The sequence below is a fragment of the Candidatus Thiothrix putei genome, from assembly GCA_029972225.1.
Taxonomy (GTDB): domain Bacteria; phylum Pseudomonadota; class Gammaproteobacteria; order Thiotrichales; family Thiotrichaceae; genus Thiothrix; species Thiothrix putei.
Map to the genome: position 1 here is coordinate 3,049,872 of CP124756.1, position 26,548 is coordinate 3,076,419.

Here is a 26,548-nt window from a genome sequence, read left to right on the forward strand (position 1 = left end):
GCCCTAGTAAGGCGGCTTTTTATTTTCTAACACTGAAATTCACGTATGCATAATGTTTTTACTTACGGATCATTGATGTTTGATCGTGTATGGTCACGCCTTGTAAACGGTCACTACACCGCGATACCCGCTACCCTACACGGGTATCAACGCCTTGCCGTCAAAGACGAAGAATACCCTGTTGCTGTCGCCGAACCCGCCGCAACTATCACTGGTATGCTATATTTGAACATTAGTCTTGATGATATTGCCCGACTGGATAAATTCGAAGGTGACTATTACACACGGCTCCCTGTACCAGTCATAACAATAAAAGGGGTTATCTACCCCGCAGAAACCTACATCCTCAAACCAAACTACCAACACATTGCCACCAGCCATGTTTGGGATGAGAAACACTTTCGTACCCATGGCATTGAAAAATTCATCGCCCGCTACCAAGGTTTTCACTAAACCGTAATTTTCATGGGAATACTGTTCTATTACCAGAATCTCACCTATAGTTAGCAGATTATTGTACAAGGCTGTTACAAATCTTATGACTTTCGTGACTGATCACAACACCTCTGACATAACGGCACTTTTCCCTATTGGCACAGTATCCGAACAGACAGGGGTAAACACCGTTACATTACGGGCATGGGAACGCCGATATGGTTTAATCAAACCCCGACGCACCCCCAAAGGACATCGTCTTTACAGCCACCAAGATGTCGATCGTGTCAAGCAAGTGTTAGTTTTGTTGGGGCAAGGCATTCCTGTTGGACGAGTACGCGCCGTACTCGATAGCGGTGAGAATCCGCCAATGTTATTACGTGCTGCGCAAGACGTACAAACTGATGACCCGTGGGGACACTATCACAACTTACTCCAACGCTGCATCCATAAGCTTGATGTCCGCTCACTGGAACATGCGCTCAATGAAGCTGTGTCGCTATACTCCCTAGAATTGGTTGCGAAAAAACTGATCCTGCCACTGCATCAACAGCTTTGGCAACAACAAGCCATGCTTCCCTCTACCCGCGCTGACTACGCTTTCCTGCATGAGTTTCTATGCGTGAAACTCGGCTCGCGTTATTTACACCATAACAGCCGTGCGAATGGCAAACGTATCCTGCTAGTGAATACCCAAACCCATGCTGTGCAATTGGAAGTGCTTTTACTGGCGAACATTATCAGTCAACACGGTTATCAAGTCAGTTTGCTAGGCGTAGAAACTAGGTTGGATCATTTACCGTTAATTATTGAGCGAGCCTCTTTTGACGCGCTGTTACTTCCCAAGACTGGTTTATCTGCCAGCTTGCAAGCCCTGAGCACCATGACACAAATCCCTGTTTTTCTTAGTGGTCAGCACACCTCAGACATACATGAAGAAACTGCTAACAACCAAATCTTACACAACAATATTCACTGGCTCCCCGATGAATTAAGCGAGATTTGTCAAACCCTTGATCAAGTGCTCGTGAAAGAAGCTACTCACACACCAATCCTGCTCGCTTCAGCATGACAACTGCACTGGTTTGGTTACGTCAAGACCTGCGCTTAGCAGATAACCCAGCGTTGTACCATGCTTGTCGTACCTGTGAACACGTTATCCTCGTCTTCATTGATGACCCGTTACCGACCTCTATCAGCCAGTTAGGGGCTGCCAGTCGCGCGTGGTTACATCATAGCTTGCAAGCATTCGACGAACATTTGCAGGCACTGGGGAATCGCCTGATCTTGCGCCAAGGGGCTGCCTTACCTGTCTTACAACAATTGCTCGCAACCACCGGCGCAACCCATGTGTATTGGAACCGCGTGTATGACCCCGCAAGTCTTGCTCGCGATAAGCACATCAAGGAAACCCTCAAACAAACGTGTAAGGTTCACAGCTTTAATGCCAGCCTGCTCAATGAGCCATGGGAAGTGTTAAAACCTGATGGCACGCCTTACAAAGTGTTTACACCGTTCTGGAAAGCAATGTTGAAATACGGCATTCAACACCTGCCATTACCCACTCCAGAACGTATCCCTGCGCCTGCTTATTTGCCCGATAGTTTGCCGTTGAATGCTTTGGCGTTATTGCCCACTATCCGCTGGGATATTGGCATGATGGCACATTGGCAGGTCGGTGAAGTGACTGCGATGCATAAATTGCTGGCATTTCTGCCAAAAGGGGCGAATTACAAAGAGGCACGCAATCTGCCTGCACAAACTGGTACAGCCCGGCTTTCGCCGCATTTGCACTTTGGAGAAATCAGCCCACGTCAAGCCGTGTATCACGCCGAACACTATTTGCAGTCACACCCTGATGCAGAAAATGGCTTGCGGCATTTTCTGCAAGAAATTGGCTGGCGAGAATTTTCATACCATTTACTGTACCACTTTCCGCATACTCTGGAACGCGCACTGGATGCACGTTTCGACGCTTTCCCCTGGGCGGAAGATCACGCGGCAGTACTAGAACGATGGCAGCATGGGAAAACCGGTTTTCCAATTATTGATGCGGGGATGCGTGAGTTATGGCAAACCGGCTGGATGCATAACCGCGTGCGCATGATTGTCGCCTCTTTATTGACCAAAAACTTGCTGGTTCCCTGGCAAGCGGGTGAACAGTGGTTTCGCGATACCTTGGTAGATGCTGATCTGGCCAGCAATGTGTTTGGTTGGCAGTGGACAGCGGGCTGCGGGGCTGATGCAGCGCCCTATTTCCGCATTTTTAACCCGATTTTACAAAGCCAGAAGTTTGACCCCGAAGGGAAATACATTCGCCGCTGGGTTCCAGAGTTACAAAATCGGGATAATAAACAAGTGCATCTGCCTCGTGAGAGGGGCGATGATTTACGCGAATATCCTTTGCCCTTGGTAGATTTGAAAGCAAGTAGAACGGCAGCATTGACACTATTCAAACGGATTTGACAATTTATAATGCAAAACCAAGACAGAGAGCAAAATGCTCCCTGTCTCAATTATTAAAGGATATGGCGCTATACACATAGTTTTTAGAAATTAGACAATAGCGAATAAGCTATCTAAAAATTTAGTGACCTCTATAAACAAATCCTACCGTTTTACTCACGTTTTTAGCTAACGAGCCAAATGCATAAGTTACTTTACCGGCAACATCTCCACTAAAGGGTTCTGTTGTATTGGATGCTGGCGAACAGTCTGTTTTTGGGAACCCCGTAAAATTCCCTGTAGACGTTGCACGAGCGTATTTCAGTGTATTTGCAGTGAGTGATAATAGCCCATTTCCTAGGGGATCACTGAGCGCAACAACCCCCGCACGGCTATTACTCATCACATCACTACCAGAAGCATTGTCAATATTGGCGTCAACCATTCTCGCAAGCGACACATCAGGGATTGTAGCACCGCTAATATTCTTGAGTACCATTGTCACCGTAATACTTTTAGTAGCCGCCGCAAAAGCATATTTTTGCACCAGACTAAACGCACCGTCACTGGTAGTTCGGGTAATTGTTAAAGGTAGCTTATTCGGCCCGTTAGGCTGGACAATAACAGGATCATTCCACCCAAATTCCCCTGCCGGAGCATTATCATAGTAGGATGCTCCCTCACCGGTACACACGGCATAGCCCTCAAAAGCAAATGAATCAACGTTGATGTGTTCGATGCCATTAGTAAGAAAACTCATGATATTGCCATCTTGGGTGACACACGCACTGATAGCATCCGCTCCCGTACCACCACTAAAGGTAGCAAAGCATGTACCCGAACTATCAAAACCCATAGCAGTCATTGAACTTCTGGCACTACCCCGTTCTCTGGAAACATCAGGATCGGCAGCAGCCATGGCGGCTTGAGATGCCATGACCCCTCCCATCACCATACTCAATAACAACAAACGCTTAGTCTGACAGACAGCAGAAACTTTCATGGCTAATACTCCTACACGCAATGGATTCAACGCTAAACTGTTTACGAGATTTTTTGGCGAAATACCTTTAAAGCTGTACATAAATCACTCCCCAGTGTAGACAAATGCCACTGTCCGGCTGATATTCTTAGCCAATGAACCAAACTCATACGTCACTTTACCGACAGTATCCCCACTGTAAGGCGTTGTTGTGTTGGCTGCGGGTGAACAATCTAACCAAGGAAAGCTTGAATAATCCCCCGAAGAAGTGACAATAGGGTATTTCAAGGTGTTAGCAGTGAGTGATAACCGCCCAGCACCAAGCGGATCCTTAAACGCAACCACTTCCGCCCGACTGTTACTCATGATGTTGTCAAAAGACTCAACATCAGCATCCACAATACGAGATAACCGTACATTAGGTTGAGTGACACCACTGGTATTTTTTAAGGTCATCGTCACAGTGATACTTTTAGACGCTGCGGCAAAGGCATATTTTTGCACCAGACTAAAGACACCATCGGCGGTGGTTCGAGTAATCGTTAACGGTAGCTTATTGGGGCCATTAGGCTGTAAAATAGTCGGGTCATTCCACCCTGTCTCTGATTGTTTTCCCGCATCGGCTGCATTCCCACTAGCTGAGCACACTGCATACCCTTCGGTATAAATATAATTACCACTGGGAAGATCGAAGCGTGCAATATTGCCATCAGCCGTGACACAAGCACTAAAAGCATCGGCCCCTGTACCACCACTGAATGTGGAAAAACAGGTGCCATTATTGTCTAAGCCCAATGGGCTTATCATCATCGTTCCTCCCTTCTGGTAATTATCCGAAGTAGCCGCGCCCACAGCCGTCTGACTTGAGATAATACTTAGCATGGAACCTAATAAAAGCATGTACTTATACTTAGCCAAAGTAGAAACTTTCATGATTAATACTCCAACAAATTGTTAATATCATTAAAAAACGTTCTACCTGTTTTCCATGTAAAACGTACTTAAAAGATTAGTAGTTAAATTTATAAATATAATTATTAATTTTATATCAAATCACTGTCATTAATCCAAATTATAGATTGTTTATTTATGTTGCATAAAATATTTGAATTAGTTAAAAATAGCCATGAAACAGAATAGGTCATGTGCCATCGTCTGGTATCTCATAAAGGTAAGATTCTGGTACGATACCCACCTTATTTAAACTGCTGATGATGTAACCATGAACCGCACAACCCAACTCCAGCAAGCCCTAGCGAGCCGCATCCTGATCCTTGACGGCGCGATGGGCACGATGATCCAACGCTACAAGCTGGAAGAAGCCGATTATCGCGGCACACGGTTTGCCGACTGGCACACAGACATCAAGGGCAATAACGACTTGCTGGTGTTGACCAAGCCGGAAGTCATCCGCACCATTCACGGGGAATACCTCGCCGCTGGCGCGGATATTCTCGAAACCAATACCTTCAACGCCACCACCATTTCGATGCACGACTACGACATGCAAGAGCTGTCGTATGAAATCAATGTGGAGGCGGCGAAACTGGCACGTTCGGTTGCCGACGAATACAGCACACCCAGCAAACCGCGCTTCGTCGCAGGTGTGTTGGGGCCGACTAGCCGCACATGCAGCATTTCCCCCGATGTAAACGACCCCGGTTTCCGCAACGTCACCTTCGACGCGCTGGTCACAGCCTACATGGAATCCACCCGTGGTCTGATTGAGGGCGGCGCGGACATTATCCTGATCGAAACCATTTTCGACACGCTCAACGCCAAAGCAGCGGTGTTTGCGGTCAAGCAGGTGTTCGACGAAAACAATATCGAACTGCCGATTATGATTTCCGGCACGATTACTGATGCGTCTGGTCGCACATTGTCCGGGCAAACCACCGAAGCGTTCTACAATGCGCTGGCACACGCCGACGCGATTTCCTTTGGTTTGAACTGCGCTCTTGGCCCTGATTTGCTGCGCCAATATGTCGAAGAAATGTCCCGCGTGTGCGCTTCCCACGTTTCTGCTCACCCGAATGCCGGTTTGCCGAATGAAATGGGTGAATACGACATGGATGGCGCGGAAATGGCAGTCCACATCCGTGAATGGGCGCAAAGTGGCTTCCTCAACATCGTCGGTGGTTGCTGCGGCACGTCGCCTGCACACATCAAAGCCATTGCCGACGCAGTAGCGGGGATTGCGCCACGCAAAGCACCAGAACTTGCCAAAGAATGCCGCCTTTCCGGTCTTGAACCGTTCAATATCGGCGCAAACAGCCTGTTTGTGAACGTCGGCGAACGTACCAATGTAACGGGTTCAATCAAATTCAAGCGCCTGATCAAAGAAGGCAATTACACCGAAGCCCTCGAAGTCGCGTTAGAACAAGTCGAAAGCGGCGCACAAATCATCGACGTGAACATGGACGAAGGTTTGTTGGATGCCGAAAAAGAAATGACGCGCTTCCTCAATCTGATCGCTTCTGAGCCAGACATTGCCCGCGTGCCGGTCATGGTCGACTCGTCTAAGTGGGAAGTCATCGAAGCCGGTCTGAAATGCATTCAAGGCAAAGGCATCGTCAACTCGATTTCGATGAAAGAAGGCGAAGAAAAATTCATCGCCCAAGCCAAGCTGGTTCGCCGTTACGGGGCGGCAGTCATCGTGATGGCGTTTGATGAACAGGGGCAAGCGGATACGCAAGCACGGAAAATTCAAATTTGTACCCGTGCTTACAAGATTTTGACCGAACAAGTCGGCTTCCCACCCGAAGACATTATTTTTGACCCGAATATCTTCGCGGTCGCCACGGGGATCGACGAACACAATAATTACGCGGTGGACTTTATCGAAGCCACGCGCTGGATTCGCCAAAACCTGCCGCACGCACACATTTCTGGCGGGGTTTCCAATGTGTCATTCTCGTTCCGGGGCAATAATCCGGTGCGCGAAGCCATCCACAGCGTGTTCCTTTACCATGCCATTAAAGCGGGCATGGATATGGGGATTGTGAACGCGGGGCAAATGGCGATTTACGACGATATTCCTAATGAATTGCGCGATGCGGTTGAAGACGTAATCCAGAACAAGGACGCGGGTGCGACCGAACGCTTGCTGGATATCGCCGCGAAATACAAGGGCGATGGCTCGGCTGAAGTGAAGAAGGAAGACCTCGAATGGCGTTCATGGCCGGTTGAAAAACGCCTCGAACACGCGCTGGTGAAAGGCATTGATGCCTTCGTCAACGAAGACACCGAAGAAGCGCGGGTAAAACTCGGTCGCCCGCTGCTGGTCATCGAAGGCCCGTTGATGGACGGCATGAATGTGGTCGGCGACCTATTCGGCGCAGGCAAAATGTTCCTGCCGCAAGTAGTCAAATCCGCCCGCGTGATGAAAAAATCGGTAGCGTACCTCGACCCGTTCATGGAACTGGAAAAAGCCGGTTGCGAGGTGCAAGCCAACGGCAAAATCCTCATGGCAACGGTGAAAGGTGACGTGCATGACATCGGCAAGAACATCGTCGGCGTGGTGTTGCAGTGCAATAGCTACGAAGTCATCGACCTTGGCGTGATGGTTTCTGCCGAAAAAATCCTGCAAGTGGCGCGGGATGAGAAGGTGGACATTATCGGGCTGTCTGGTCTAATCACGCCGTCGCTGGATGAAATGGTGCATGTTGCCAAGGAAATGCAGCGGCAGGATTTCCATGTGCCGTTGCTGATTGGCGGGGCGACTACCTCCAAAATTCATACGGCGGTGAAGATCGAACCGCAGTACCAGAACGACATCGTGGTGTATGTGCCGGATGCGTCGCGGGCGGTGGGCGTGGCGAGTGCGCTGCTGTCCAAAGAGCAGAAGCCGGATTATGTGGCGAGCATTCGGGCGGAATATGAGCAGGTGCGCGTGAAGCGTGCTGCGAACCAGACTGAACGCAAATTGGTGAGCATCGCTGCTGCGCGGGCGAATAAGTTTCAGGTGGATTGGGCGAATTACACGCCGCCTAAACCGAAAATCCTGGAAGAAAATCCTCCCCTAACCCCTCCTTTTGCAAAGGAGGGGAACAAGATTGTGTTTGACGATTATCCGTTGGCGGAACTGGTGGAGCGCATTGATTGGACACCATTTTTCCGTAGTTGGGAATTGGCGGGCAAGTTCCCTGCCATTCTGACGGATGAGATCGTGGGCGAGGAATGCACCAAGCTGTATGCGGATGCGCAAGCGATGCTGAAGAAGATGGTGAATGAAAAGTGGGTGCAAGCCAAAGCGGTGGTTGGGTTCTTCCCGGCAAATGCGCAAGGCGATGACGTGGTGCTGTACACCGACGAGAGCCGCACGCAAACCTTGAGCGTATTGCATAACTTGCGGATGCAGATGGAACGGAATGGGCAGCAGCCGAACTTCTGTCTGGGCGATTTCGTTGCGCCTGTGGAATCCGGCAAAGCGGACTGGATGGGCGTGTTTGCGGTGAGTACCGGGTTTGGGATTGAGCCGCACCTGAAAGCCTTCCGCGACAAGCACGACGATTACAGCGCGATCATGCTGGAAGCCTTGTGTGACCGTCTGGCGGAAGCCTTAGCAGAGCGGATGCACGAGCGGGTGCGCAAGGAATTCTGGGGCTATGCGGCGGATGAAACGTTGGATAATGACGCGATGATTGCCGAAAAATATCAGGGGATTCGCCCTGCCCCCGGCTATCCGGCTTGCCCTGACCACACCGAAAAAGGCACGTTGTGGACGTTGCTGGATGTGGAGGCGAATACCGGGATGATCATTACCGAATCGTTTGCGATGTATCCGGCGGCTTCGGTGTCGGGCTGGTATTTCAGTCACCCGGATTCGCGGTATTTCGGGATTGGGCGGATTGCGCGGGATCAGGTGGAGGATTATGCCAAGCGTAAGGGGATGACGGTGGCGGAAGCGGAGCGGTGGTTGGCTCCGGTGTTAGGGTATGAAGTTTGACAAGAAAGTATGTAATCTATCGGGACTTGACACTGTCCAAGTTCATTAGACCATTACATATCATTAAAATTTTTCATGAAAATGCAAAAAAATTGATGTCATATAAACCGCTCATTACATACTTTGTGTTAATCTCCCATTAGTTCGTTGATTGGGTATAAAACATACGACGAATAGGGCTTGCCGCTCCGGGCTGGTCGGTGTGCTGCTTTTTTGTATTTCATAAATTGGAGATAAATCATGCATCAGATGACATCGCGTTTTGCGACCTTTTCCGCCACTACCCTGCTGGCTTCTAGCCTTGTGTTGCTATCCGCCTGTGGTGGCGGCGGCAGTGGTTCTACAGCCATCACCGATACCAGTGTTAAAACCGGTGTCTTCATCGACGCACCCGTGAAAGGGCTGGCTTACAAAACGCCTACACAAAGTGGCGTCACTAATGAGAAAGGTGAGTTCAAGTTCATCGCCGGTGAAACCGTTACTTTTACCATCGACGGCGTAGAACTCGGCTCAACCAAAGCAGAAACAAGGGTATTGGTCACGGCGATTTCACAGGGGGGGATACATATCGCACAGCTTCTGCAAACCCTAGACACTGATGTGAATCCTGACCTGATTGATGTATCCAAAATCAAACTGGATGCATCCGTCAAAAATGATCTGACCGCGCTGATTGCGAATGGCGGTGAATGCCGCAATATCAAGTGCATCGAAACGATATTGGATACACCGACATTGACCACAATCCAGACGAATAGTCAGGTTGCTTTGGTTCATCAGAGTGTCGTCAGCGAAGACGCTGCAAGTCACCACGTTTACCAGTCGGCAGGCTCCATCCCTTGGCAAACCAGCGACGTATCCGGCAAAGTCTTTACTACGGTAAAGGGTGGATATACCGAGCTTGCTGTTGTTAGAACGGATGGGACTTTCTCAATTTATTCCGAAGATAATTCAGTTCCCTATAGCACCCCGAACACCTCTGGCACTACGTCTAGCGCCTCTGCAACTGGACCCAGCACCCCCACCCCTCAGCCGCCTAGCACTTCTTATAGCGCTGAACCCGGCACTACTGCCACCACAGACACCTCTCCTAGCACTCCCATCCCTCCTCCGCCTAGCACTTCTTCAACTGGCTCTAGTAGCTCTGGCACTACGTCTAGCGCCTCTGCAACTGGACCCAGCACCCCCACCCCTCAGCCGCCTAGCACTTCTTATAGCGCTGAACCCGGCACTACTGCCACCACAGACACCTCTCCTAGCACTCCCATCCCTCCTCCGCCTAGCACTTCTTCAACTGGCTCTAGTAGCTCTGGCACTACGTCTAGCACCCCCACCCCTCAGCCGCCTAGTACCTCTGGCACTGAATCTAGCACTACTGCCACGACAAGCACTTCCGGCTCTAGCACTACTGCCACTACTTCTAGCTCCTCTAACGATTCTGAATCTGAATCCATGGGTGGTACTTGGCAATTGAATAACGGTGAATTGTTATTCACATTCACAACAGGTAAGAGTTCCCAATATAAACTCCACAAACTCAGTCAGGATGACAATACCATTGACTTCATGGCTGAAAATACCGATGGCTCCGAAACCAGCCTAGTTCAATGGCATCCAGCCAAGCCGCTGACATTGGCAGCACTGGAAGGCAAACACTTTGCTGATGACACCACTGGTGAAACAGAATGCAGCGCCCGTACTTTCACATTCGTCCATTCCAGCCTGATTATCCGGGAGAAATGCACCGGCGGCTTTTTTGAATTCACCCTGTCAGCTTCTGAGGTTCCCAGCGTCAGCAACCTGATCCAAGGAACTTTGGGTACAAAAACCTTCTACTTCGCACTCACCGGCGGGGATATAAACAGCACCATCAAAGGCGTTTCCGCACATCTCGAAAATGACGTACTTGATGATGTTGAAACCAGCACATGGACGGCTGTCAGCGCACCGTTGCAACCCTGATTTTAGTTTACAACTTCTAAACAAACCCGGAGCAGGTAGGCATTACCTGCTCCACCATATGTTCTTATTTCAAAACGGCTCATCACAACCTACAATCCAATGCTCCACCAGCACAGTTGTATCACACCCATGAACGATGAATACCTCCTCCGCTACAGTCGCCAAATTCTGCTACCCGACGTTGACATCAGCGGACAAGAACGCCTGTTAGCCTCAAAAGTGCTCATCATCGGCATGGGGGGCTTAGGCGCACCGGTTACACTTTACCTCGCCGCTGCGGGTGTTGGGCAACTCACCTTGGTCGATTTCGATACTGTGGATTTAAGCAATTTACAACGCCAAGTGATTCACACCACCACCAATATCGGGCAACCCAAAGTGGAATCTGCTGCGCAAACTGCCAGGGCGTTAAACCCGACCATTCAAATACACACCATTCAACAAAAACTTGAATACGCTGAACTGCTTAGCACGGTTACTTCACACGATGCCGTTGTGGATTGTAGCGATAACTTCCCCACCCGTTTTCAACTCAACTTAGCCTGTAAAACTGCCGGAAAACCCTTGATTTCAGGGGCTGTGATTCGTATGGAAGGCCAAATAACCACCTTTGACTTCCGCCAGCCCGCAATCGCCTGCTACCGCTGCCTGTATAGCGAGGACGGTGACAATGAAGATACCTGTAGCACGACCGGCATTCTTGCCCCCGTTGCAGGCATTATCGGCAGTATGCAAGCCACTGAAACCCTCAAAGCCTTACTCCAGATGCCCACGCTGAGTGGACGGCTCTTACTGCTAGACGCGAAATACATGCAATGGCGCGAAATGCACTTGAAACAGGATCCCACTTGCCCTGTTTGCCATGCTTATTAACTCATAGTCCTGCGTTTCATACCGAAAATATCTGGGATTATCTGAAAACAATAGTTCACTCAATGCTCTACACTTAGGATCGTGAAGATGAACCAAAAGGGTATCTGTATCGTCAAATAAAGGGTTTTTTTAAATAACTGGAGGTATTTATGAGTTTTATCAGTGAATTCAAAGAGTTTGCCATGAAAGGCAATGTGGTTGATCTCGCCGTTGGTGTCATCATTGGCGCAGCCTTCGGCAAAATCGTCTCCGCATTCGTGGATGGTATCGTCATGCCATTATTGGGTTTGCTCGTCGGCGGGGTCGATTTTAGCAAAATGGGGATTATGCTAAAAGCGGGGGATCCCAACGCTGTACCCCCTGTACCGGATTTGGTATTGGCTTACGGCGCATTCGTTCAAACCATTTTCGACTTTACCATTGTGGCACTGGCTATTTTCATCGCCATCAAAGCCATGAACAAACTGAAGCGTAAAGAAGAAGCAGCGCCTGAAGCACCTGCTGCACCATCAAACCAAGAAGTATTACTGGGCGAAATCCGCGATTTGTTGAAACAAAAGTAAGTCACACAGTACTACCGGTAGGGGCATGTATTCCATGCCTCTGCCTCAATATTCCAAGTGCAGACCATCAGGGTCAACACGTAAAAAGCTAAGCCTGTCTTCGTGCCAGTCACCCAACACAAAACGTTGTGCCGTGGCATCAGCTAAGCTGACATCATGGATGGCGGGACGGTGTGTATGCCCATGAATCAAACGCAATATCCCTGCTTCACGCAAGGTTTCCACCACAGCTTGTTGATTGACATCCAAAATAGTTTCTGACTTGCCCTGCATACTCAGACGGCTTTGCGCCCGCATCGCCTCAGCCTGTCGGATACGCTCCGCTAAGGGTAACGCCAAGAATTGCTGCTGCCATTGTGGGTTACGAAATAACGTGCGGACTTGCTGATAGTCCACATCATCCGTACACAATGTATCGCCGTGTAGCAATAATGTCGGTGTACCATACAGGTCAATCAGGTGGCTCTCTGGTAATAAGGTACACCCTGTCACCGCCGCGAATGCTTCACCTACCAAAAAATCACGGTTGCCATGCTGGAAGTAAAGTTGCACCCCACGTTTACTCAATTGCCGCAAATGCTTCACTACCGGTCGTAACCACAGGGTATGTTCCGTCTGTAAAGCATCATCACCTACCCAATATTCAAATAAATCCCCCAAAATGTATAAAGCTTCTGCGCGTTCCTCAATCTGGGCTAACCACTCCAGCAGCAAATGAATAGTGCCGGATCGAGACGCATCTAAGTGTAAATCAGCAATAAACCAGCTTGACATAGGTATCACTTATCCTAAAAACCATTATTATCGTCGCAAAATAACAAACAACGTCACGAGAACATTGACCTGTCGCAAAGAGCCTAATAAGTTATCTTAACCTTAACTACCCCTTAAACTGACATGACATATTGTATTGGCATTTCTCTCGATGCTGGGCTTGTATTGACCTCTGATTCTCGCACGAATGCAGGTATTGATCATGTCAGCACTTACAGCAAGATGCACCGTTGCATCACCACGCCCGACCGTTGTTTAGTGATTATGAGTGCTGGGAACCTCGCAACTACCCAAGGCGTGATTCAACAAATTCGCCGTGATGTCCAAGAAGGTGCACCACGCAATATCAATACGCTGAATTACCTAGCCGATGTTGCTGAATACCTAGGGGATGTATTGGTCACTCGCATCCGTAAACATACGGAGCAAACCGGCTTTGTACCCGATGCCACCCTGATCTTGGGGGGGGCAGATTCAAGGGCGCAACCCCAACATTTACATGATTTACCCGCAAGGTAACTACATTACCTCATCAGATGACACACCCTACTTGCAAATTGGCGAAAGCAAATACGGCAAACCCGTGCTGGATCGCTTCATCACCCGTGATGCCTCCTTAGAAGATGCTGCTATCTGTTCGCTGATTTCGATGGATTCCACCATGAAAAGTAACGCCAGCGTAGGGCCACCCATTGAAGTTCTGATTTACCCACGCGACCAATTTAATAAGCCAAAACACTACAAATTTGAAGCTGAAGACCCGTATTTGCTCGAAATTCGCCACGAATGGGCCAATCAGTTAAACCGTGCATTTCGCTCAATGCCCAGACTCGAAAGCCATGCACAACCTGATAGCAACCTACATACCTTCTGAACCTGTCACCAACTGGTGAATAAGCCGCAACTTGACAATCACCTGCCGTGACAAGGTGAAGGGGTAAGCATCTGCTTGCCCCATGCTGCGGTTTAGTGCATTCATCATGCGCGTCAGTTGCCGCCACTCCTGCATCAACAAATGAAAGCCGCTGGAATCGACCGCATCACGGTGAATCAAACCAAAACCCGTTGCGGTTTCCAGTGTATCCATAATGTGCAGATAATGTGCCCATGTTTCCGCCCAATCCTCCCATGGGTGAGCACTGGCATACGCACTGATATGGCGCTTTTCCCAATTGGGAACAGGCCCGTAAGCATAATAATAATCCAATGCCTGCCGGTAGTTTTCCTCCCCCCCCAAACAGGTAGCGAAAACGTGGATACCATGCCGAATCCCTAACCAACACATCCCAGTAATAATGCCCACTTTCATGGCGCATATGCCCTAGCACAGTTCGGTAACGCTCATTCATTTGTTCCCGTGCTGTCATACGGTGCGCATCATCCGCCTCCACCGCATGTAGCGTAATAACACCACTCTTATGCCCAGTATAGACCAATCTTTTTTTTACCAATGGATTAGTACGCTGGTCCTCCAGAAAATCAAACACCAACCCCTGACAAGGGTCTTGTTCACGCCCAACTAATGGCAATCCCAACGCAATAAGGGAATATACCAAGCGCCGTTTAGCACGTTCTAAAACCTTCCAACGCTGGACATTAATCGGAATATTTTGCGCAGGAACGGTACGAGTCAAACGGCAAGAACGGCATTGCTTGTGGCTGTCCCCCTGTGTTAGCACCCAATTGCAAGCAACAGGGTGATTTCGCAACGCGCAGGCACGTAGATGAGGCGCACGAAGTAACACGACCATCTGCAAGGTATCGGGGTTAAAACCTAAAGGACTACCACAGCAGGGACAATCTTTATCCTCGAAAAGAACCTCCTGCCCGCAAATACAATAGAAACGCTTCAAGAAAGACCTCCAGCGGTGCTGCTCATTATTGCTTTTTCCCGTACCTTGTCGCGGTAAAACAGATTCCAGGTGTCAAACGGATAGATCTTCCCGTTAGGCTCGACAAAATGGGTGCAAGAGCGTTTCACTGAACCAATATCGAAGTCGTATTTATCCATGAAAGCCATGATGACAATGCGAAATACGTTATTGTAGGTCAGCCCCTGACTTTCAATTTTGGGCAGGCAACACAGCATGGTTTGCAGGTTTTCCGTGGTCTGTTCGCTGCACGCATCCAGCGAGAACAGTTTGAGGAAAGCGTCTTTTAGCCCGGCACTCTTTTCAAAGGTAATGGTGTTGTCCACGCCCTTGAGCAGTTCCTCACGCGGTAACAAACCTGTCACAGGCACGATTTCCCCGCCCATTTTAATCCCGTAGCCAATGGAAATGTTTTCCGGGTGGCAAGGCAGTGGAATCATGTCGGTATCGGTAAACGGGTTATCCGCCTCAATAATGCGGGTACGGATTTCACTCAGGGTAATACGGTTGGCGGGCTTGTCGCCGTCGTTGCGCCCGGCATCCTGCACGGGCTGGAAAGTAATCCCACGCACGCACTGCCATTGCTGGGCAAACTGGATGATCTCGCCAATTTCGTCGTCATTCACGCCCTTGCGGATCACGCATACCAGCGTGGTGGAAATATTGTGCTGTTCGAGCTTTTCCAGTGCTTGCTGGCGAATATTGCGCATGTCCTGCCCGCGAATGTTTTGCAGGGCGACGGCTTTGAGCGAATCGAATTGCAAATAGACCTCGAAACCCGGTTTGAGGGTAGCGAGTTCTTCCACCAGATGCGGATCGCGGGCAATGCGGATGCCGTTGGTGTTGAGCATCAGGTGGCGAATCGGGCTGGCCTTGAGGCGGCGCAAAATGTCCATCAGTTGCGGATGCAAGGTCGGTTCACCGCCGGACACCTGCACCAGATCGGGTTGCTGTTCGCTCGCCAGCAGGGTTTGCAACATGATTTCGATGGCTTCCATGCTGCGTGGATTGCCCATGCCGGGTGCGGAATTGGCGAAACACACCGGGCAGTGCATATTGCATTCGTCGATGATTTCAAACAGCGCCAGACAGGAATGCTGTTCGTGGTCGGGGCACAGGCCGCAATCATGCGGGCAACCCTGGTTGATGTCGGTCTGGAAGGCTTGCGGCATGTCGCCCGGTTTCAGGTATTCCTTGCAACGTTTGTAATAGTCGATGTCGGTGGAAACCAGCGTTTTTTGCACCCCGTGTTCCGCGCAGCGTTTCTGGTAATACACATTGCCGTGCTGGAACAGGATTTTGGCGGGTACGACCGCGAGGCATTCCTCACACAAGGACTGGGTTTGACCGTAGAAAATGTACGGGCGGGCTTTATTCGACATCGGTTTGACTCCGGTTAAGCATAAGCAGCGCGTACACCAGCAGCGCCAGACTGATCCAGTGAAACAGGTTCAAACCGGCGAAGACGGGCGGGTACGGTTTGAGGAATTCCCATGCAAAACGTTGCCCTGCATACACCAGCACGAATACGTAAAAACCGTGACGTTGCCAAAACAGCGGTTGGCGCGGGTAACTGATGAGCAATACAGCAAGGCAAGCGAACATCGTTAGGGTTTCATACAACTGCACCGGATGCCGCTGGACACCATCGCCGAAATCCACGCCCCACGGCAGGCTGGTTTCAACGCCATAGGTGAAATCCGGCAATCCGGCGAGAAAACAGCCGATACGCCCCACGGCAATTAACATAATAAGGCCGGGGACGAAATAGAATCCGGTCGATTGGCGGATTCCGGCAAAATACTTAAAGGTTTCCGCTGCCAGGATTGCGCCAAAAATACCGCCTAGCATACTTTTGGCTAAACCACCCTGCCCCGCTAGATGCAGATTCAGCGTACCGAACAGCGTACTGCCCACCACCAGCCCGAGCAGCAAGGCCAGCAGGTAGTAATGGTGCTGATCCTGCTGCGTGATTCCAGCCGGACGTTCCAGCCCAGCCTTACGCCGGAACCAGAAACTTATGAGCACTCCGACAGTAACGCCCCCATCTCCAGTCGCAACGTGCGCTTTCTGCGACGTGATGATGCTGATTACGCCAAACACCGCCAGATCTTCAACAAACGCATTACTGCCATGCCTAAAATCATTGCGGTATGTATCAATGAAAAAGGCGTTCAAGAAGCCGTTGCCTACGCCCAAACAGCCAAGCTCCCCATTGCAGTCAAAAGTGGCGGGCATAGCTTTGAAGGCTTCTCAACCAATGACGGCGGGCTAATGCTGGATTTATCCGGCATGAATAAACCGAAGTACAACAAAACCACGAAACGCCTGACTATCCAACCGGGCGCGAAACTCGGCAAGGTGTATGAATATTTGCATCAATACGGGCGCTTGATCCCCGCCGGTTCGTGTGCTGGGGTTGGTGTCGCAGGGCTGACCTTAGGGGGCGGCTACGGCTTTTTTGCCCGGCAATTGGGGTTAACCTGTGACAGCTTGCAACGAGTACGCATGGTAGATGGTAAGGGCCAGTTACACGACTCCAACGACAACCCCGAATTATTATGGGCTTGTAAAGGCGGTGGCAATGGCAATTTCGGTATCATTACCGAACTGGAGTTTAAAACACACCCTGCCCCAAGCTATTTCAGCAGCTACCGCTACAAGTACCGCAACTTGACCCCCGCCAGCGCTACTCAACTCGCAGAACGCTGGTTTAACTGGATGAAAACCTTACCCAAGACCGCCTACTCCTCATGGGTACTGAATGGTAAACATGTCACCGTGATCGTGACAGATACCAGCAATACACCGTCAACAGCCTTGAAAACCATTCTTGCCAAACTGAAAGCGGGGGCGACTGAAACCCTGCCCCCACGCAAGGATGCTTTCTTACCCGGTATCCAACGTTACAAAGGCGGCGTGGATCCGATGTATTTTAAGAACGTTTCTGCCGGTTATTACCGTGATTTCACCGACATAAAAGCGCTGTTACCAACCATTTGCGAGCAAATTGCCGTCGCAAAATTGACCACTATTCTGCAAATTAACACCTTAGGCGGGGCAATTAACAACCCGACATTAGAGGCTACTGCTGCTTATCCGCATCGTGCATTCGGCTATCTGGGTGAATTGCAAACCTATTACGACAAAGCAACACAAACCAACATGGCGGAACACATCGTGCGTGACATCCAAGGAATGCTGACTGCCGGGGGCATCAAAGCGCATTACCGCAATTACCCAGATGTGGAATTACCAAATTGGGAAACGGCGTATTACGGTAAATCTTACCCCCGTTTACAGGCACTCAAGCGCCAATTCGACCCAGACAACCTGATTCGTCACCCACAAAGCGTCAAACTTTGAGAATGTCTGCCAATTGCCAGATACACGCATCCGCATTGCGCTGCTGAATTTCAAGCCGCAAGCCATTTTCCTGCGCTGCCAGCAACCCTTCCAGCAAACGAATGTGACGCACCCGTAATTTGAGCAATTCCACGCTTTGGGTCATGGGTGACAACAGTTCTTCTGCTTCATTAATATTGTCATACACATGCCGCCGCACTTGTTCGGCATAAGCGATAATGCTACCGCAATCGTCGTATTGTGCGGCTACTTTGCTGGTGTGTAATCCATGGCTATCCGCTTCGTCTTCCACACGGGGATCACGCTTGCTGAGTGCGGAAAGTTCGCGGATTTGCTGACGAATGTGTGCAAGCTCATGGCGATTGGTATGGATGGTTTGCTTATTGGCTTCCAATTGCTCCACAAGCTGACGGTAAACGCCTAATGCAGAGGTAAGCACCTTATCATTCGAGTCGGCAGGCGGGTTAACCGGCTGCTCAGGTGCTATACCTTACAGCGTCAAGACCTGAACATTTTTAAAGGTTTGAAAATTTGTTGTCATCAACTGGGTCAGTTCTTTCTTGTGATCGGTATCCAGCTTGTCGAGACAGTTGGTGATGGCCGCCTTGAAAGCGGGAAACTTATCATAGTATTTCGAGTACAAGCATTTTTTCTTGACGAACTTCCACAACCGTTCAATCAGATTGAGGTTGGGTGAATAGGTCGGTAAAAATAATAGTTCAATATTGAGCCTTTTCGCACAGGCAAACACGGCTTCACAGCGTTGATACTTGGCATTATCCAAGACCAAAGTGATCGGTATTTTGAGTGCTAACGCTGCAATTTTTTCCAATAATTCACACACGCTGTTAGCGTTGATATAGGAGTCGTTAGTGATCGTGATGAGTTGTAGCGTTATCGCATTGAGTGCGCCCAATACGTTGTAGCGTTGTCGACCACAGGGGGCTTTGATGAATACGCGGGAAAATGACCACAAAAACCCCAGAAACGGTGCTAACACGAAGTGGGCGGCATCGACAAAAAAAGGGCGCGTTTGCCCTCCTTAGCCTCCTGAATGCGCGGTTTTAGTTCATTTTCCAGGAACTTTTCTTGTGCTTCCACATCAGCTTTGGCGGGTATCATCCCCACTTTATGGATGTCCATCCCTATTTTCTTCATAAAGACACGTACCCTGTCCTCACTGCGTTTGATGCCTGTCAGCTCCTCAATCTTAGCGGCTGCCGCCTTGCTGGTTGCGGGGGGATATTCACGAAAATAGGCTTCAATCTTGTCTTTATATGCCATCAAATCACTCTGTGGTTTATTGAATCGTATTTCTTTAAGAGCTTCTAAACCGTTAGGTTGTAGGTAGGCGTTTAGGTAGGCAAGCAGCGTGGCTTCTGTAATCCTTTCCAATCGTTTGATTTCCTTATGCGTCAACTGTTGGGATTTCAGGTACAGCACGGACATTTTCTTACGGACTCTGGGATGAGGATGGCGCTCCTTCCAGTAGAACAGCTCCGCTATCTCATCCTCAGTGAAAGTGATTTTTAATGTCATACATTACTCATGGCTGCTTTTGTTACCAGTCATCTAACCATATTTCCCTGATCAAAAAAACTATTTTATGGCACGGACTGGTATAATGCCGATATGTCAGGCTCTACATCAGGCGTGCTGTCTTCCAAAGTGCTGGCTTCAGGCATAAGGGTTTCGTCAAGCGGGGGAGTATAAGTTTCAATGTCATCAGGCATAGGACAATTCCTTAGGTTGCTTATTACACTGATGATGCGGGCTGGTGTATCCGCTGTCTTCTGTTCGTCAAATAAACTCTCGTGATCTTCAGATAATCGGCAAACTACAAAAAAATCCCCCGCCACGGTGCGTATCCGCTGACGGGGGAAAGTGCTTGGAGTGTGCCAAGAAAAGAATGGTGTACTTAATGTGTGCTTATGGTTTGTTGACTGCAATAAAGCGGGTTTGTTCCCCTTGCATAACCAACATAGCAATGGGTTTACCGGCTGGTGCAGCCTGTACCACCGTCTTGAGATCAGCCGCTGTTTTAACCGGCTGGTTATTGACGGAGACAATCACATTACCCACCGTCAAGCCTGCTTGTTCGGCTGGACTATCTGCTAAAACTTGTTCGACCACAACACCATGGGTCAACTTGCGCGTGTTGAGTTCTTCACTACTCAATGTTGCAACAGCCACTCCTAACATCCCACTTTCACTGGGAGTCGTTGCAACTGGCGAAACGTCTTCATCATCCCCTAATTTTGCAATCGTAACATCCAAGCTCTTTTCTGCCCCTGCCCGCAGGAGTTTGAGGGGGACTTGTGTACCCACTGGCGTATTACCCACTAACAATGGCAAGTCAGAGGAAGATTTCACCTTCCCCTCACCAAACCCGATGATAACGTCCCCCGCTTGCACACCGGCTTTATCGGCAGGGCTACCCGGCTGGACGCTAGAAACCAATGCACCATCAGGCTGATTCAAATTAAAAGATCTGGCTAAATCTTGATTCATATCCTGAATCGCAACACCCAACCAACCGCGTTCGACTTTACCTTTGCTCTTAAGCTGTTCGATGACGGTTTTTGCCACATTCACCGGGATAGCAAACGAAATCCCCATGTAGCCACCGCTACGGCTATAAATCTGCGAATTTACCCCGACCACACGCCCGCTCAAGTCGAATAAGGGGCCACCGGAATTACCAGGGTTCACCGCCACATCAGTCTGGATAAAGGGAACATAAGTACCATCCGGCAAGCTGCGCGATAAAGCACTGACAATGCCCTGCGTCGCCGTGAGGTCAAGGCCAAACGGTGCACCAATCGCTACTACCCACTGCCCTACTTCCAAGCCATTCGAATCACCCAATTGCACGGTAGGCAGGTTCTCGGCTTTTACTTTCAGCAAAGCAACGTCACTGAGGGTATCAACTCCAATGATTTCAGCAGGTAACTCACGACGATCATTCAAGCCGACAGTAATGGATTTAGCATCCTCCACCACATGGGCATTGGTAACAATGTAGCCATCTGCTGAAATAATGAATCCTGAACCACTGGCTCGTGCACGCTCCGAACGCGGACTTTCGCTATCAGGCAAGCCCCGGAAAAAACGCTCCAATTCAGGTGGAAAACCTTTCGGTAAACCGCCCATACGCTTAGACGACGCGCTGGCTTCAACGCTGATGCTCACCACAGCCGGACTATTTTGTTTAATTAATGTCGTCAATTCTGGCAATGAGCCTGCAATCGGGGCAGGCGCTGGCGTGGTTACAGGGGCTGATACTAACGGCGCTGTGGTTTCTGCCAATACAGGCAGGCTTCCCAACACCAGTACAGAACTCATCAGCAAACCTGCGCTTAACATCCGCTGCTTACGTTTGAACATGAATGGCTTACTCCTTTGCAATAATGCTGTGTATAGCCATGATTGTGGCAGAAGCAACATTACCAAGGGTTTGCGGAAAGGTTACAAAATCTTCATGTTCTGCGCTCGTTAAAACAGGCGCTACGCAAGCGAGCCTCCACCCGTAACGCCGTCATGCGCTGTTTATCGGCTACAGCGGGGTATAAATGAAAATGGGCAGCCACTTCCTGCGCGTAACGACTTGCCATTTGCTCTACCCTATCGCGACTTTCCAGTGATAATGCCTGCAAGGTTAATAAACGTGGGGCAATGCGCTGCAAATAACGGGTACACAACGCATTTTCTGCCACTTTGCCCCACGTTTCACGCAATAACAATGGGGGAAAATGACTTGCTGCCAGCACGTCACTGGCAATCTCGCCATTAGCATTCAATGCCTGACCCGTACCATCTACCGCCCGTAAAAACCATTGGGCTTGCGGATTTTGCCCAGCATAGTGTTTAACCTGCTGCTCCAAACGGTAACTGAGCGGGGGTAACCCACGACGTGCTTCTTCTGGGGTATTTTCCAGATCCAATTGACTGGCACTGATGCACTTCCAGACAGGGTGAACCGTTGCCTGACGCATTTCCTGCCTCTGGCGACAACTGGCTAATAAAGCTAAGGGCTGGCGGGTAGTGTCTTCTAACAACCAAAACTCATAGTAATCGTCTTGATGCAATGGCATTTGTGCCGTTTCCAGCACCGTCACAACCGCCACATACGCGGCTTCCACCGAGAGGGGGTCAATACTAGGGTCGAGAGGATAAGGTTTGAAACCGGCACTGCGTTCCCAGCGCCCGATCCGCGCATACCCAACACCGCGTGGCGTTATGCATTTAAACTGAAGCTCCCAGTCCACTCCATTGAAACTCAGGGCACGCATCTGCTCATTAGCCACCACCTGCAAAACACCACTAAAAGGGTTGTGTAAGCGTTTGGCGTAGGCATCCATACGGTTTAACCTGCGTTAGGGTTAGAACGGGGTCGTCTGCGCCGCCGCTGCTCACCGCCGCTATTGCTGGCCTGTGAACGGTGCTTATCCTGACCATGATGCCCCACCCGCTCACGCTGGCTACGCTGTGGACGCTGAAGTTCTGCTGGCAATAACGCGGCGGTGATCTTGGCTACCGGAATGGATTTACCCGTGTATTGCTCAATATCCGGCAAATAAAACGCCGTATCTTCACACGCAAAACTGTGCGCTTCACCCGATGCCCCGGCACGCGCAGTACGCCCGATACGGTGCACATAATCTTCCGCCAATTGTGGCAAGTCGAAATTGAAAACGTGCGATACATCAGGAATATGCAAGCCCCGCGCTGCCACGTCGGTGGCAATCAGAACCTGAAAATCCCCCGCTTCAAACGCTTGCAACAGCTTTTCACGTTTATTCTGGCGCACATCGCCCGAAATCAGGTCAGAACTAATGCCATTAGCACGCAGGTAATCGTCAATTTTCTCGGCAATATGCTTCGTATTCACAAACACAATGGCACGGAAAGGGTTTAGCTGACGAATCAAACCAATCAACAAGGGAATTTTTTCTTCATTTGCCGGAAAATAAACGTGTTCAGCGATATTATCCGCCCGCACCGATTCCGCTTCGATTTTGATTTGTTGCGGGTTATTCATGTGTTCATAAGCCAATTCCAATACACGCTGTGACAACGTAGCCGAAAATAGCATGTTCAAGCGTTTCGTGGGTGGCGGCAGTTTCTGCATCAAGTAGCGCACATCTTGAATGAAGCCCATGTCGAACATACGATCAGCTTCATCCATCACCAAGGCTTGCACCTGTTTCAGGGTAAATACCCGTTGCTTGTAATAGTCAATCACCCGCCCCGGCGTACCGATTAATACATCGACAGCCTCTTCAAACTGACGACGTTGCTTGTCATAACCCGCACCGCCGTACACCAACACAGAACGTAAGCCAGTATGCTTACCCAACGCTTCAGCATCACGGGCAATCTGAATCGCCAGTTCACGAGTCGGTGCCAGAATCAGACAACGCACCGTACCAGCCCCCGGATTCGGCAGTGGATTTTTCAACAAATGTTGAAACACCGCCACCAAAAATGCACCGGTTTTGCCCGTACCCGTCTGCGCTTGACCGGCAATATCTTGCCCCGCCAAGGCCAACGGCAAGGTTTCTGCCTGAATACGCGAGCAGAATTCAAAACCCGTCTCATGAAGCGAGGCTAGTAAGCGCTCATCCAACGGGAAATCAGTGAAACGTGTTTGACTTAAGTAGAAATTTTCCATTGCTGGAGAATATCACACTGACTCTGCAAGTCAGCACAAAAAGCACAACAACTTTTATCAATTTTTCAAGAAAACCCTAGGCAATGACATGCTGTCGACACACCAATATTAATATGTCGACAATATTGCTATTTATCACTAAATTTACACTAAAACATATTCTAATAGTCGACATCGTGCGCTATTATTCTTTGCCTTCTTAACACCTATACGACATATTGTCGACACTATGCGGCGCTACCGGAGGCGTAATTATGAGTACAACAGATACCCTGGCACAGCATCTCGCCAGTACATTGGGGCTAAAAAATACCACTAATCTTTATTGGAATCAGTTTTCCCCAGTTCTTTACGAACAAGCACTCAACCGTAGCGAAGGTAAAATCAGTGAAGACGGGGTTTTTGTGGCTTATACCGGTACCTTTACAGGACGCGCCCCCAATGACAAATTCATCGTGGATGATGCCGGTTCACACGACAAAGTATGGTGGGGCAAAGTCAACAAGGCTCTGAGCGAAGCCCAATTCAATCAAGTCTTAGCCGATGCCCTGCAATTTTTAGAGGGGCGGGAATTGTTCGTACAAGATTTACTGGCAGGGGCAAACGCCGCCGATGAACTCCCCGTGCGGATTATTACGCAGTATGCCTGGCACGCGTTGTTTGCACGTAATATGTTCATTCGACCCGATGACCTGAACCGTACCCTTGACGTTACTGAACCTAAATTCACCGTCATCCATGTACCGGATATGCAAGCCGACCCAGATAAGCACGGCACTCATTCCGGGGCATTTGTCCTGTTAAACCTGACCCGTGGCCTGATTCTGATTGGCGGTACGCATTACGCGGGTGAAATCAAGAAATCCATTTTCTCCGTCCTCAACTACCTCTTGCCACAACGCGGCATTATGTCCATGCACGCTTCTGCCAATGTTGGCAAAGAGGGCGATGTGGCTATTTTGTTTGGCTTATCCGGCACGGGCAAAACCACCCTCTCCGCAGACCCTAATCGCGCCCTGATCGGTGATGACGAACACGGCTGGAGCGACACTGGCGTTTTCAATCTGGAAGGCGGTTGTTATGCCAAAGTCATCAACTTGTCGCCAGAACAAGAGCCAATGATCTACAAAACCACCCAAACGTTCGGCACAGTGCTGGAAAATGTGGTTATGGATCAAGCGACGCGCAAACTGAATCTGGATGACAACAGCATCACCGAAAACACCCGTGCCAGCTACCCGATTACTCAGATTCCGGGCGCGTTATATCCGGGTAAAGCCGGTCACCCCAAGCACATCATCATGCTGACGTGTGATGCGTTTGGCGTATTGCCACCGATTTCCAAATTGACGACAGAACAAGCGATGTATACCAGTCCGTGCCATAAAATAGTTTTTTTGATCAGGGAAATATGGTTAGATGACTGGTAACAAAAGCAGCCATGAGTAATGTATGACATTAAAAATCACTTTCACTGAGGATGAGATAGCGGAGCTGTTCTACTGGAAGGAGCGCCATCCTCATCCCAGAGTCCGTAAGAAAATGTCCGTGCTGTACCTGAAATCCCAACAGTTGACGCATAAGGAAATCAAACGATTGGAAAGGATTACAGAAGCCACGCTGCTTGCCTACCTAAACGCCTACCTACAACCTAACGGTTTAGAAGCTCTTAAAGAAATACGATTCAATAAACCACAGAGTGATTTGATGGCATATAAAGACAAGATTGAAGCCTATTTTCGTGAATATCCCCCCGCAACCAGCAAGGCGGCAGCCGCTAAGATTGAGGAGCTGACAGGCATCAAACGCAGTGAGGACAGGGTACGTGTCTTTATGAAGAAAATAGGGATGGACATCCGTAAAGTGGGGATGATACCCGCCAAAGCTGATGTGGAAGCACAAGAAAAGTTCCTGGAAAATGAACTAAAACCGCGCATTCAGGAGGCTAAGGAGGGCAAACGCGCCCTTTTTTTGTCGATGCCGCCCACTTCGTGTTAGCACCGTTTCTGGGGTTTTTGTGGTCATTTTCCCGCGTATTCATCAAAGCCCCCTGTGGTCGACAACGCTACAACGTATTGGGCGCACTCAATGCGATAACGCTACAACTCATCACGATCACTAACGACTCCTATATCAACGCTAACAGCGTGTGTGAATTATTGGAAAAAATTGCAGCGTTAGCACTCAAAATACCGATCACTTTGGTCTTGGATAATGCCAAGTATCAACGCTGTGAAGCCGTGTTTGCCTGTGCGAAAAGGCTCAATATTGAACTATTATTTTTACCGACCTATTCACCCAACCTCAATCTGATTGAACGGTTGTGGAAGTTCGTCAAGAAAAAATGCTTGTACTCGAAATACTATGATAAGTTTCCCGCTTTCAAGGCGGCCATCACCAACTGTCTCGACAAGCTGGATACCGATCACAAGAAAGAACTGACCCAGTTGATGACAACAAATTTTCAAACCTTTAAAAATGTTCAGGTCTTGACGCTGTAAGGTATATGATAAGTTTCCCGCTTTCAAGGCGGCCATCACCAACTGTCTCGACAAGCTGGATACCGATCACAAGAAAGAACTGACCCAGTTGATGACAACAAATTTTCAAACCTTTAAAAATGTTCAGGTCTTGACGCTGTAAGGTATATCACTT

22 protein-coding genes and 3 pseudogenes are annotated in these 26,548 nt (G+C 49.4%); 12 read left to right on the forward strand and 13 right to left on the reverse strand.

Going from position 1 to position 26,548, the window contains the following annotated elements; translation table 11 throughout:
- The first annotated feature begins 75 nt into the window (after window positions 1-75).
- The 3 genes from QJT81_15650 (at window position 76) to QJT81_15660 (ending at window position 2,901) form a co-directional block, all read left to right on the forward strand.
- Window positions 76-453, forward strand: a complete 378-nt coding sequence (locus QJT81_15650) for a gamma-glutamylcyclotransferase (protein ID WGZ93235.1) — start codon at window positions 76-78, stop codon at window positions 451-453.
- Window positions 454-547: 94 nt separating this feature from the next.
- Window positions 548-1,507, forward strand: coding sequence for a MerR family transcriptional regulator (locus QJT81_15655; protein ID WGZ93236.1), 960 nt, complete (start codon window positions 548-550; stop codon window positions 1,505-1,507).
- Window positions 1,504-2,901 (forward strand): deoxyribodipyrimidine photo-lyase, encoded by a 1,398-nt coding sequence (locus QJT81_15660; protein ID WGZ93237.1) that lies wholly within the window; start codon window positions 1,504-1,506, stop codon window positions 2,899-2,901. The genes QJT81_15655 and QJT81_15660 overlap by 4 nt, the downstream gene beginning before the upstream one ends.
- 121 nt (window positions 2,902-3,022) lie before the next feature.
- Here QJT81_15660 and QJT81_15665 read toward each other — a convergent pair whose 3' ends face one another.
- Both QJT81_15665 and QJT81_15670 read right to left on the reverse strand, forming a co-directional pair.
- Window positions 3,023-3,964: a hypothetical protein gene (locus tag QJT81_15665; protein WGZ93238.1), complete on the reverse strand. Its 942-nt coding sequence runs from the start codon at window positions 3,962-3,964 to the stop codon at window positions 3,023-3,025.
- 3 nt (window positions 3,965-3,967) lie between these two features.
- Complete coding sequence (locus QJT81_15670) at window positions 3,968-4,795, reverse strand: hypothetical protein (protein ID WGZ93239.1); 828 nt, start codon at window positions 4,793-4,795, stop codon at window positions 3,968-3,970.
- A 289-nt stretch (window positions 4,796-5,084) separates the two neighbouring features.
- Between QJT81_15670 and metH the strand changes: the two genes are divergently transcribed.
- From metH to mscL, 4 genes are all read left to right on the forward strand, one after another.
- Entirely contained in the window at window positions 5,085-8,810 is a 3,726-nt protein-coding gene (gene metH, locus QJT81_15675; GenBank protein WGZ93240.1) for a methionine synthase, read from the forward strand.
- 240 nt (window positions 8,811-9,050) lie between these two features.
- Complete coding sequence (locus tag QJT81_15680; GenBank protein WGZ93241.1) at window positions 9,051-10,772, forward strand: hypothetical protein; 1,722 nt, start codon at window positions 9,051-9,053, stop codon at window positions 10,770-10,772.
- A 129-nt stretch (window positions 10,773-10,901) separates the two neighbouring features.
- Window positions 10,902-11,645, forward strand: a complete 744-nt coding sequence (locus QJT81_15685; GenBank protein WGZ93242.1) for a molybdopterin-synthase adenylyltransferase MoeB — start codon at window positions 10,902-10,904, stop codon at window positions 11,643-11,645.
- Window positions 11,646-11,794: 149 nt separating this feature from the next.
- Complete coding sequence (mscL, locus tag QJT81_15690) at window positions 11,795-12,208, forward strand: large-conductance mechanosensitive channel protein MscL (protein WGZ93243.1); 414 nt, start codon at window positions 11,795-11,797, stop codon at window positions 12,206-12,208.
- A gap of 45 nt (window positions 12,209-12,253) precedes the next feature.
- Here mscL and QJT81_15695 read toward each other — a convergent pair whose 3' ends face one another.
- Window positions 12,254-12,982 carry a UDP-2,3-diacylglucosamine diphosphatase gene (locus tag QJT81_15695; GenBank protein ID WGZ93244.1) on the reverse strand — a complete coding sequence of 243 codons (729 nt, stop codon included), beginning with the start codon at window positions 12,980-12,982 and terminating at the stop codon, window positions 12,254-12,256.
- A 165-nt stretch (window positions 12,983-13,147) separates the two neighbouring features.
- Here QJT81_15695 and QJT81_15700 point away from each other — a divergent pair, with 165 nt between their 5' ends.
- Complete coding sequence (locus QJT81_15700; GenBank protein WGZ93245.1) at window positions 13,148-13,501, forward strand: hypothetical protein; 354 nt, start codon at window positions 13,148-13,150, stop codon at window positions 13,499-13,501.
- Window positions 13,482-13,856, forward strand: coding sequence for a hypothetical protein (locus tag QJT81_15705; GenBank protein WGZ93246.1), 375 nt, complete (start codon window positions 13,482-13,484; stop codon window positions 13,854-13,856). The genes QJT81_15700 and QJT81_15705 overlap by 20 nt, the downstream gene beginning before the upstream one ends.
- Here QJT81_15705 and QJT81_15710 read toward each other — a convergent pair.
- From QJT81_15710 to QJT81_15725, 4 genes and pseudogenes are all read right to left on the reverse strand, one after another.
- Window positions 13,842-14,267, reverse strand: coding sequence for a putative zinc-binding metallopeptidase (locus tag QJT81_15710; protein ID WGZ96502.1), 426 nt, complete (start codon window positions 14,265-14,267; stop codon window positions 13,842-13,844). The genes QJT81_15705 and QJT81_15710 overlap by 15 nt on opposite strands.
- Before the next feature lie 7 nt (window positions 14,268-14,274).
- A pseudogene (locus QJT81_15715) lies at window positions 14,275-14,835 on the reverse strand (putative zinc-binding metallopeptidase).
- Window positions 14,832-16,235 (reverse strand): radical SAM protein, encoded by a 1,404-nt coding sequence (locus QJT81_15720; protein ID WGZ93247.1) that lies wholly within the window; start codon window positions 16,233-16,235, stop codon window positions 14,832-14,834. The pseudogene QJT81_15715 and the gene QJT81_15720 overlap by 4 nt, the downstream one beginning before the upstream one ends.
- Window positions 16,225-17,031 carry a prolipoprotein diacylglyceryl transferase gene (locus QJT81_15725; GenBank protein ID WGZ93248.1) on the reverse strand — a complete coding sequence of 269 codons (807 nt, stop codon included), beginning with the start codon at window positions 17,029-17,031 and terminating at the stop codon, window positions 16,225-16,227. Before QJT81_15725 ends, QJT81_15720 begins: the two co-directional genes overlap by 11 nt.
- Here QJT81_15725 and QJT81_15730 point away from each other — a divergent pair.
- On the forward strand, window positions 16,987-18,219 hold the full coding sequence (locus QJT81_15730; GenBank protein WGZ93249.1) for an FAD-binding oxidoreductase: 1,233 nt from the start codon (window positions 16,987-16,989) through the stop codon (window positions 18,217-18,219). The two genes, QJT81_15725 and QJT81_15730, sit on opposite strands and share 45 nt — an antisense overlap.
- Here the strand turns inward: QJT81_15730 and QJT81_15735 are convergent.
- The 6 genes and pseudogenes from QJT81_15735 to QJT81_15760 form a co-directional block, all read right to left on the reverse strand.
- Window positions 18,209-18,658 carry a hypothetical protein gene (locus QJT81_15735; GenBank protein ID WGZ93250.1) on the reverse strand — a complete coding sequence of 150 codons (450 nt, stop codon included), beginning with the start codon at window positions 18,656-18,658 and terminating at the stop codon, window positions 18,209-18,211. The genes QJT81_15730 and QJT81_15735 overlap by 11 nt on opposite strands.
- Before the next feature lie 51 nt (window positions 18,659-18,709).
- Window positions 18,710-19,758: pseudogene (locus tag QJT81_15740) on the reverse strand (IS630 family transposase).
- Between the two features lie 65 nt (window positions 19,759-19,823).
- Entirely contained in the window at window positions 19,824-19,952 is a 129-nt protein-coding gene (locus tag QJT81_15745; protein ID WGZ93251.1) for a hypothetical protein, read from the reverse strand.
- A gap of 196 nt (window positions 19,953-20,148) precedes the next feature.
- A complete protein-coding gene (locus QJT81_15750; GenBank protein ID WGZ93252.1) occupies window positions 20,149-21,606 on the reverse strand; it encodes a DegQ family serine endoprotease in 1,458 nt (485 codons plus the stop codon).
- A 92-nt stretch (window positions 21,607-21,698) separates the two neighbouring features.
- Complete coding sequence (locus QJT81_15755) at window positions 21,699-22,580, reverse strand: hypothetical protein (protein ID WGZ93253.1); 882 nt, start codon at window positions 22,578-22,580, stop codon at window positions 21,699-21,701.
- A gap of 5 nt (window positions 22,581-22,585) precedes the next feature.
- Window positions 22,586-23,893 (reverse strand): DEAD/DEAH box helicase, encoded by a 1,308-nt coding sequence (locus tag QJT81_15760; GenBank protein WGZ93254.1) that lies wholly within the window; start codon window positions 23,891-23,893, stop codon window positions 22,586-22,588.
- A gap of 254 nt (window positions 23,894-24,147) precedes the next feature.
- On the opposite strand from QJT81_15760, the gene QJT81_15765 reads away from it, so the two are divergent.
- Entirely contained in the window at window positions 24,148-25,323 is a 1,176-nt protein-coding gene (locus QJT81_15765) for a phosphoenolpyruvate carboxykinase (ATP) (GenBank protein WGZ93255.1), read from the forward strand.
- A gap of 22 nt (window positions 25,324-25,345) precedes the next feature.
- Window positions 25,346-26,394: pseudogene (locus QJT81_15770) on the forward strand (IS630 family transposase).
- The last annotated feature ends 154 nt before the right edge of the window (window positions 26,395-26,548 follow it).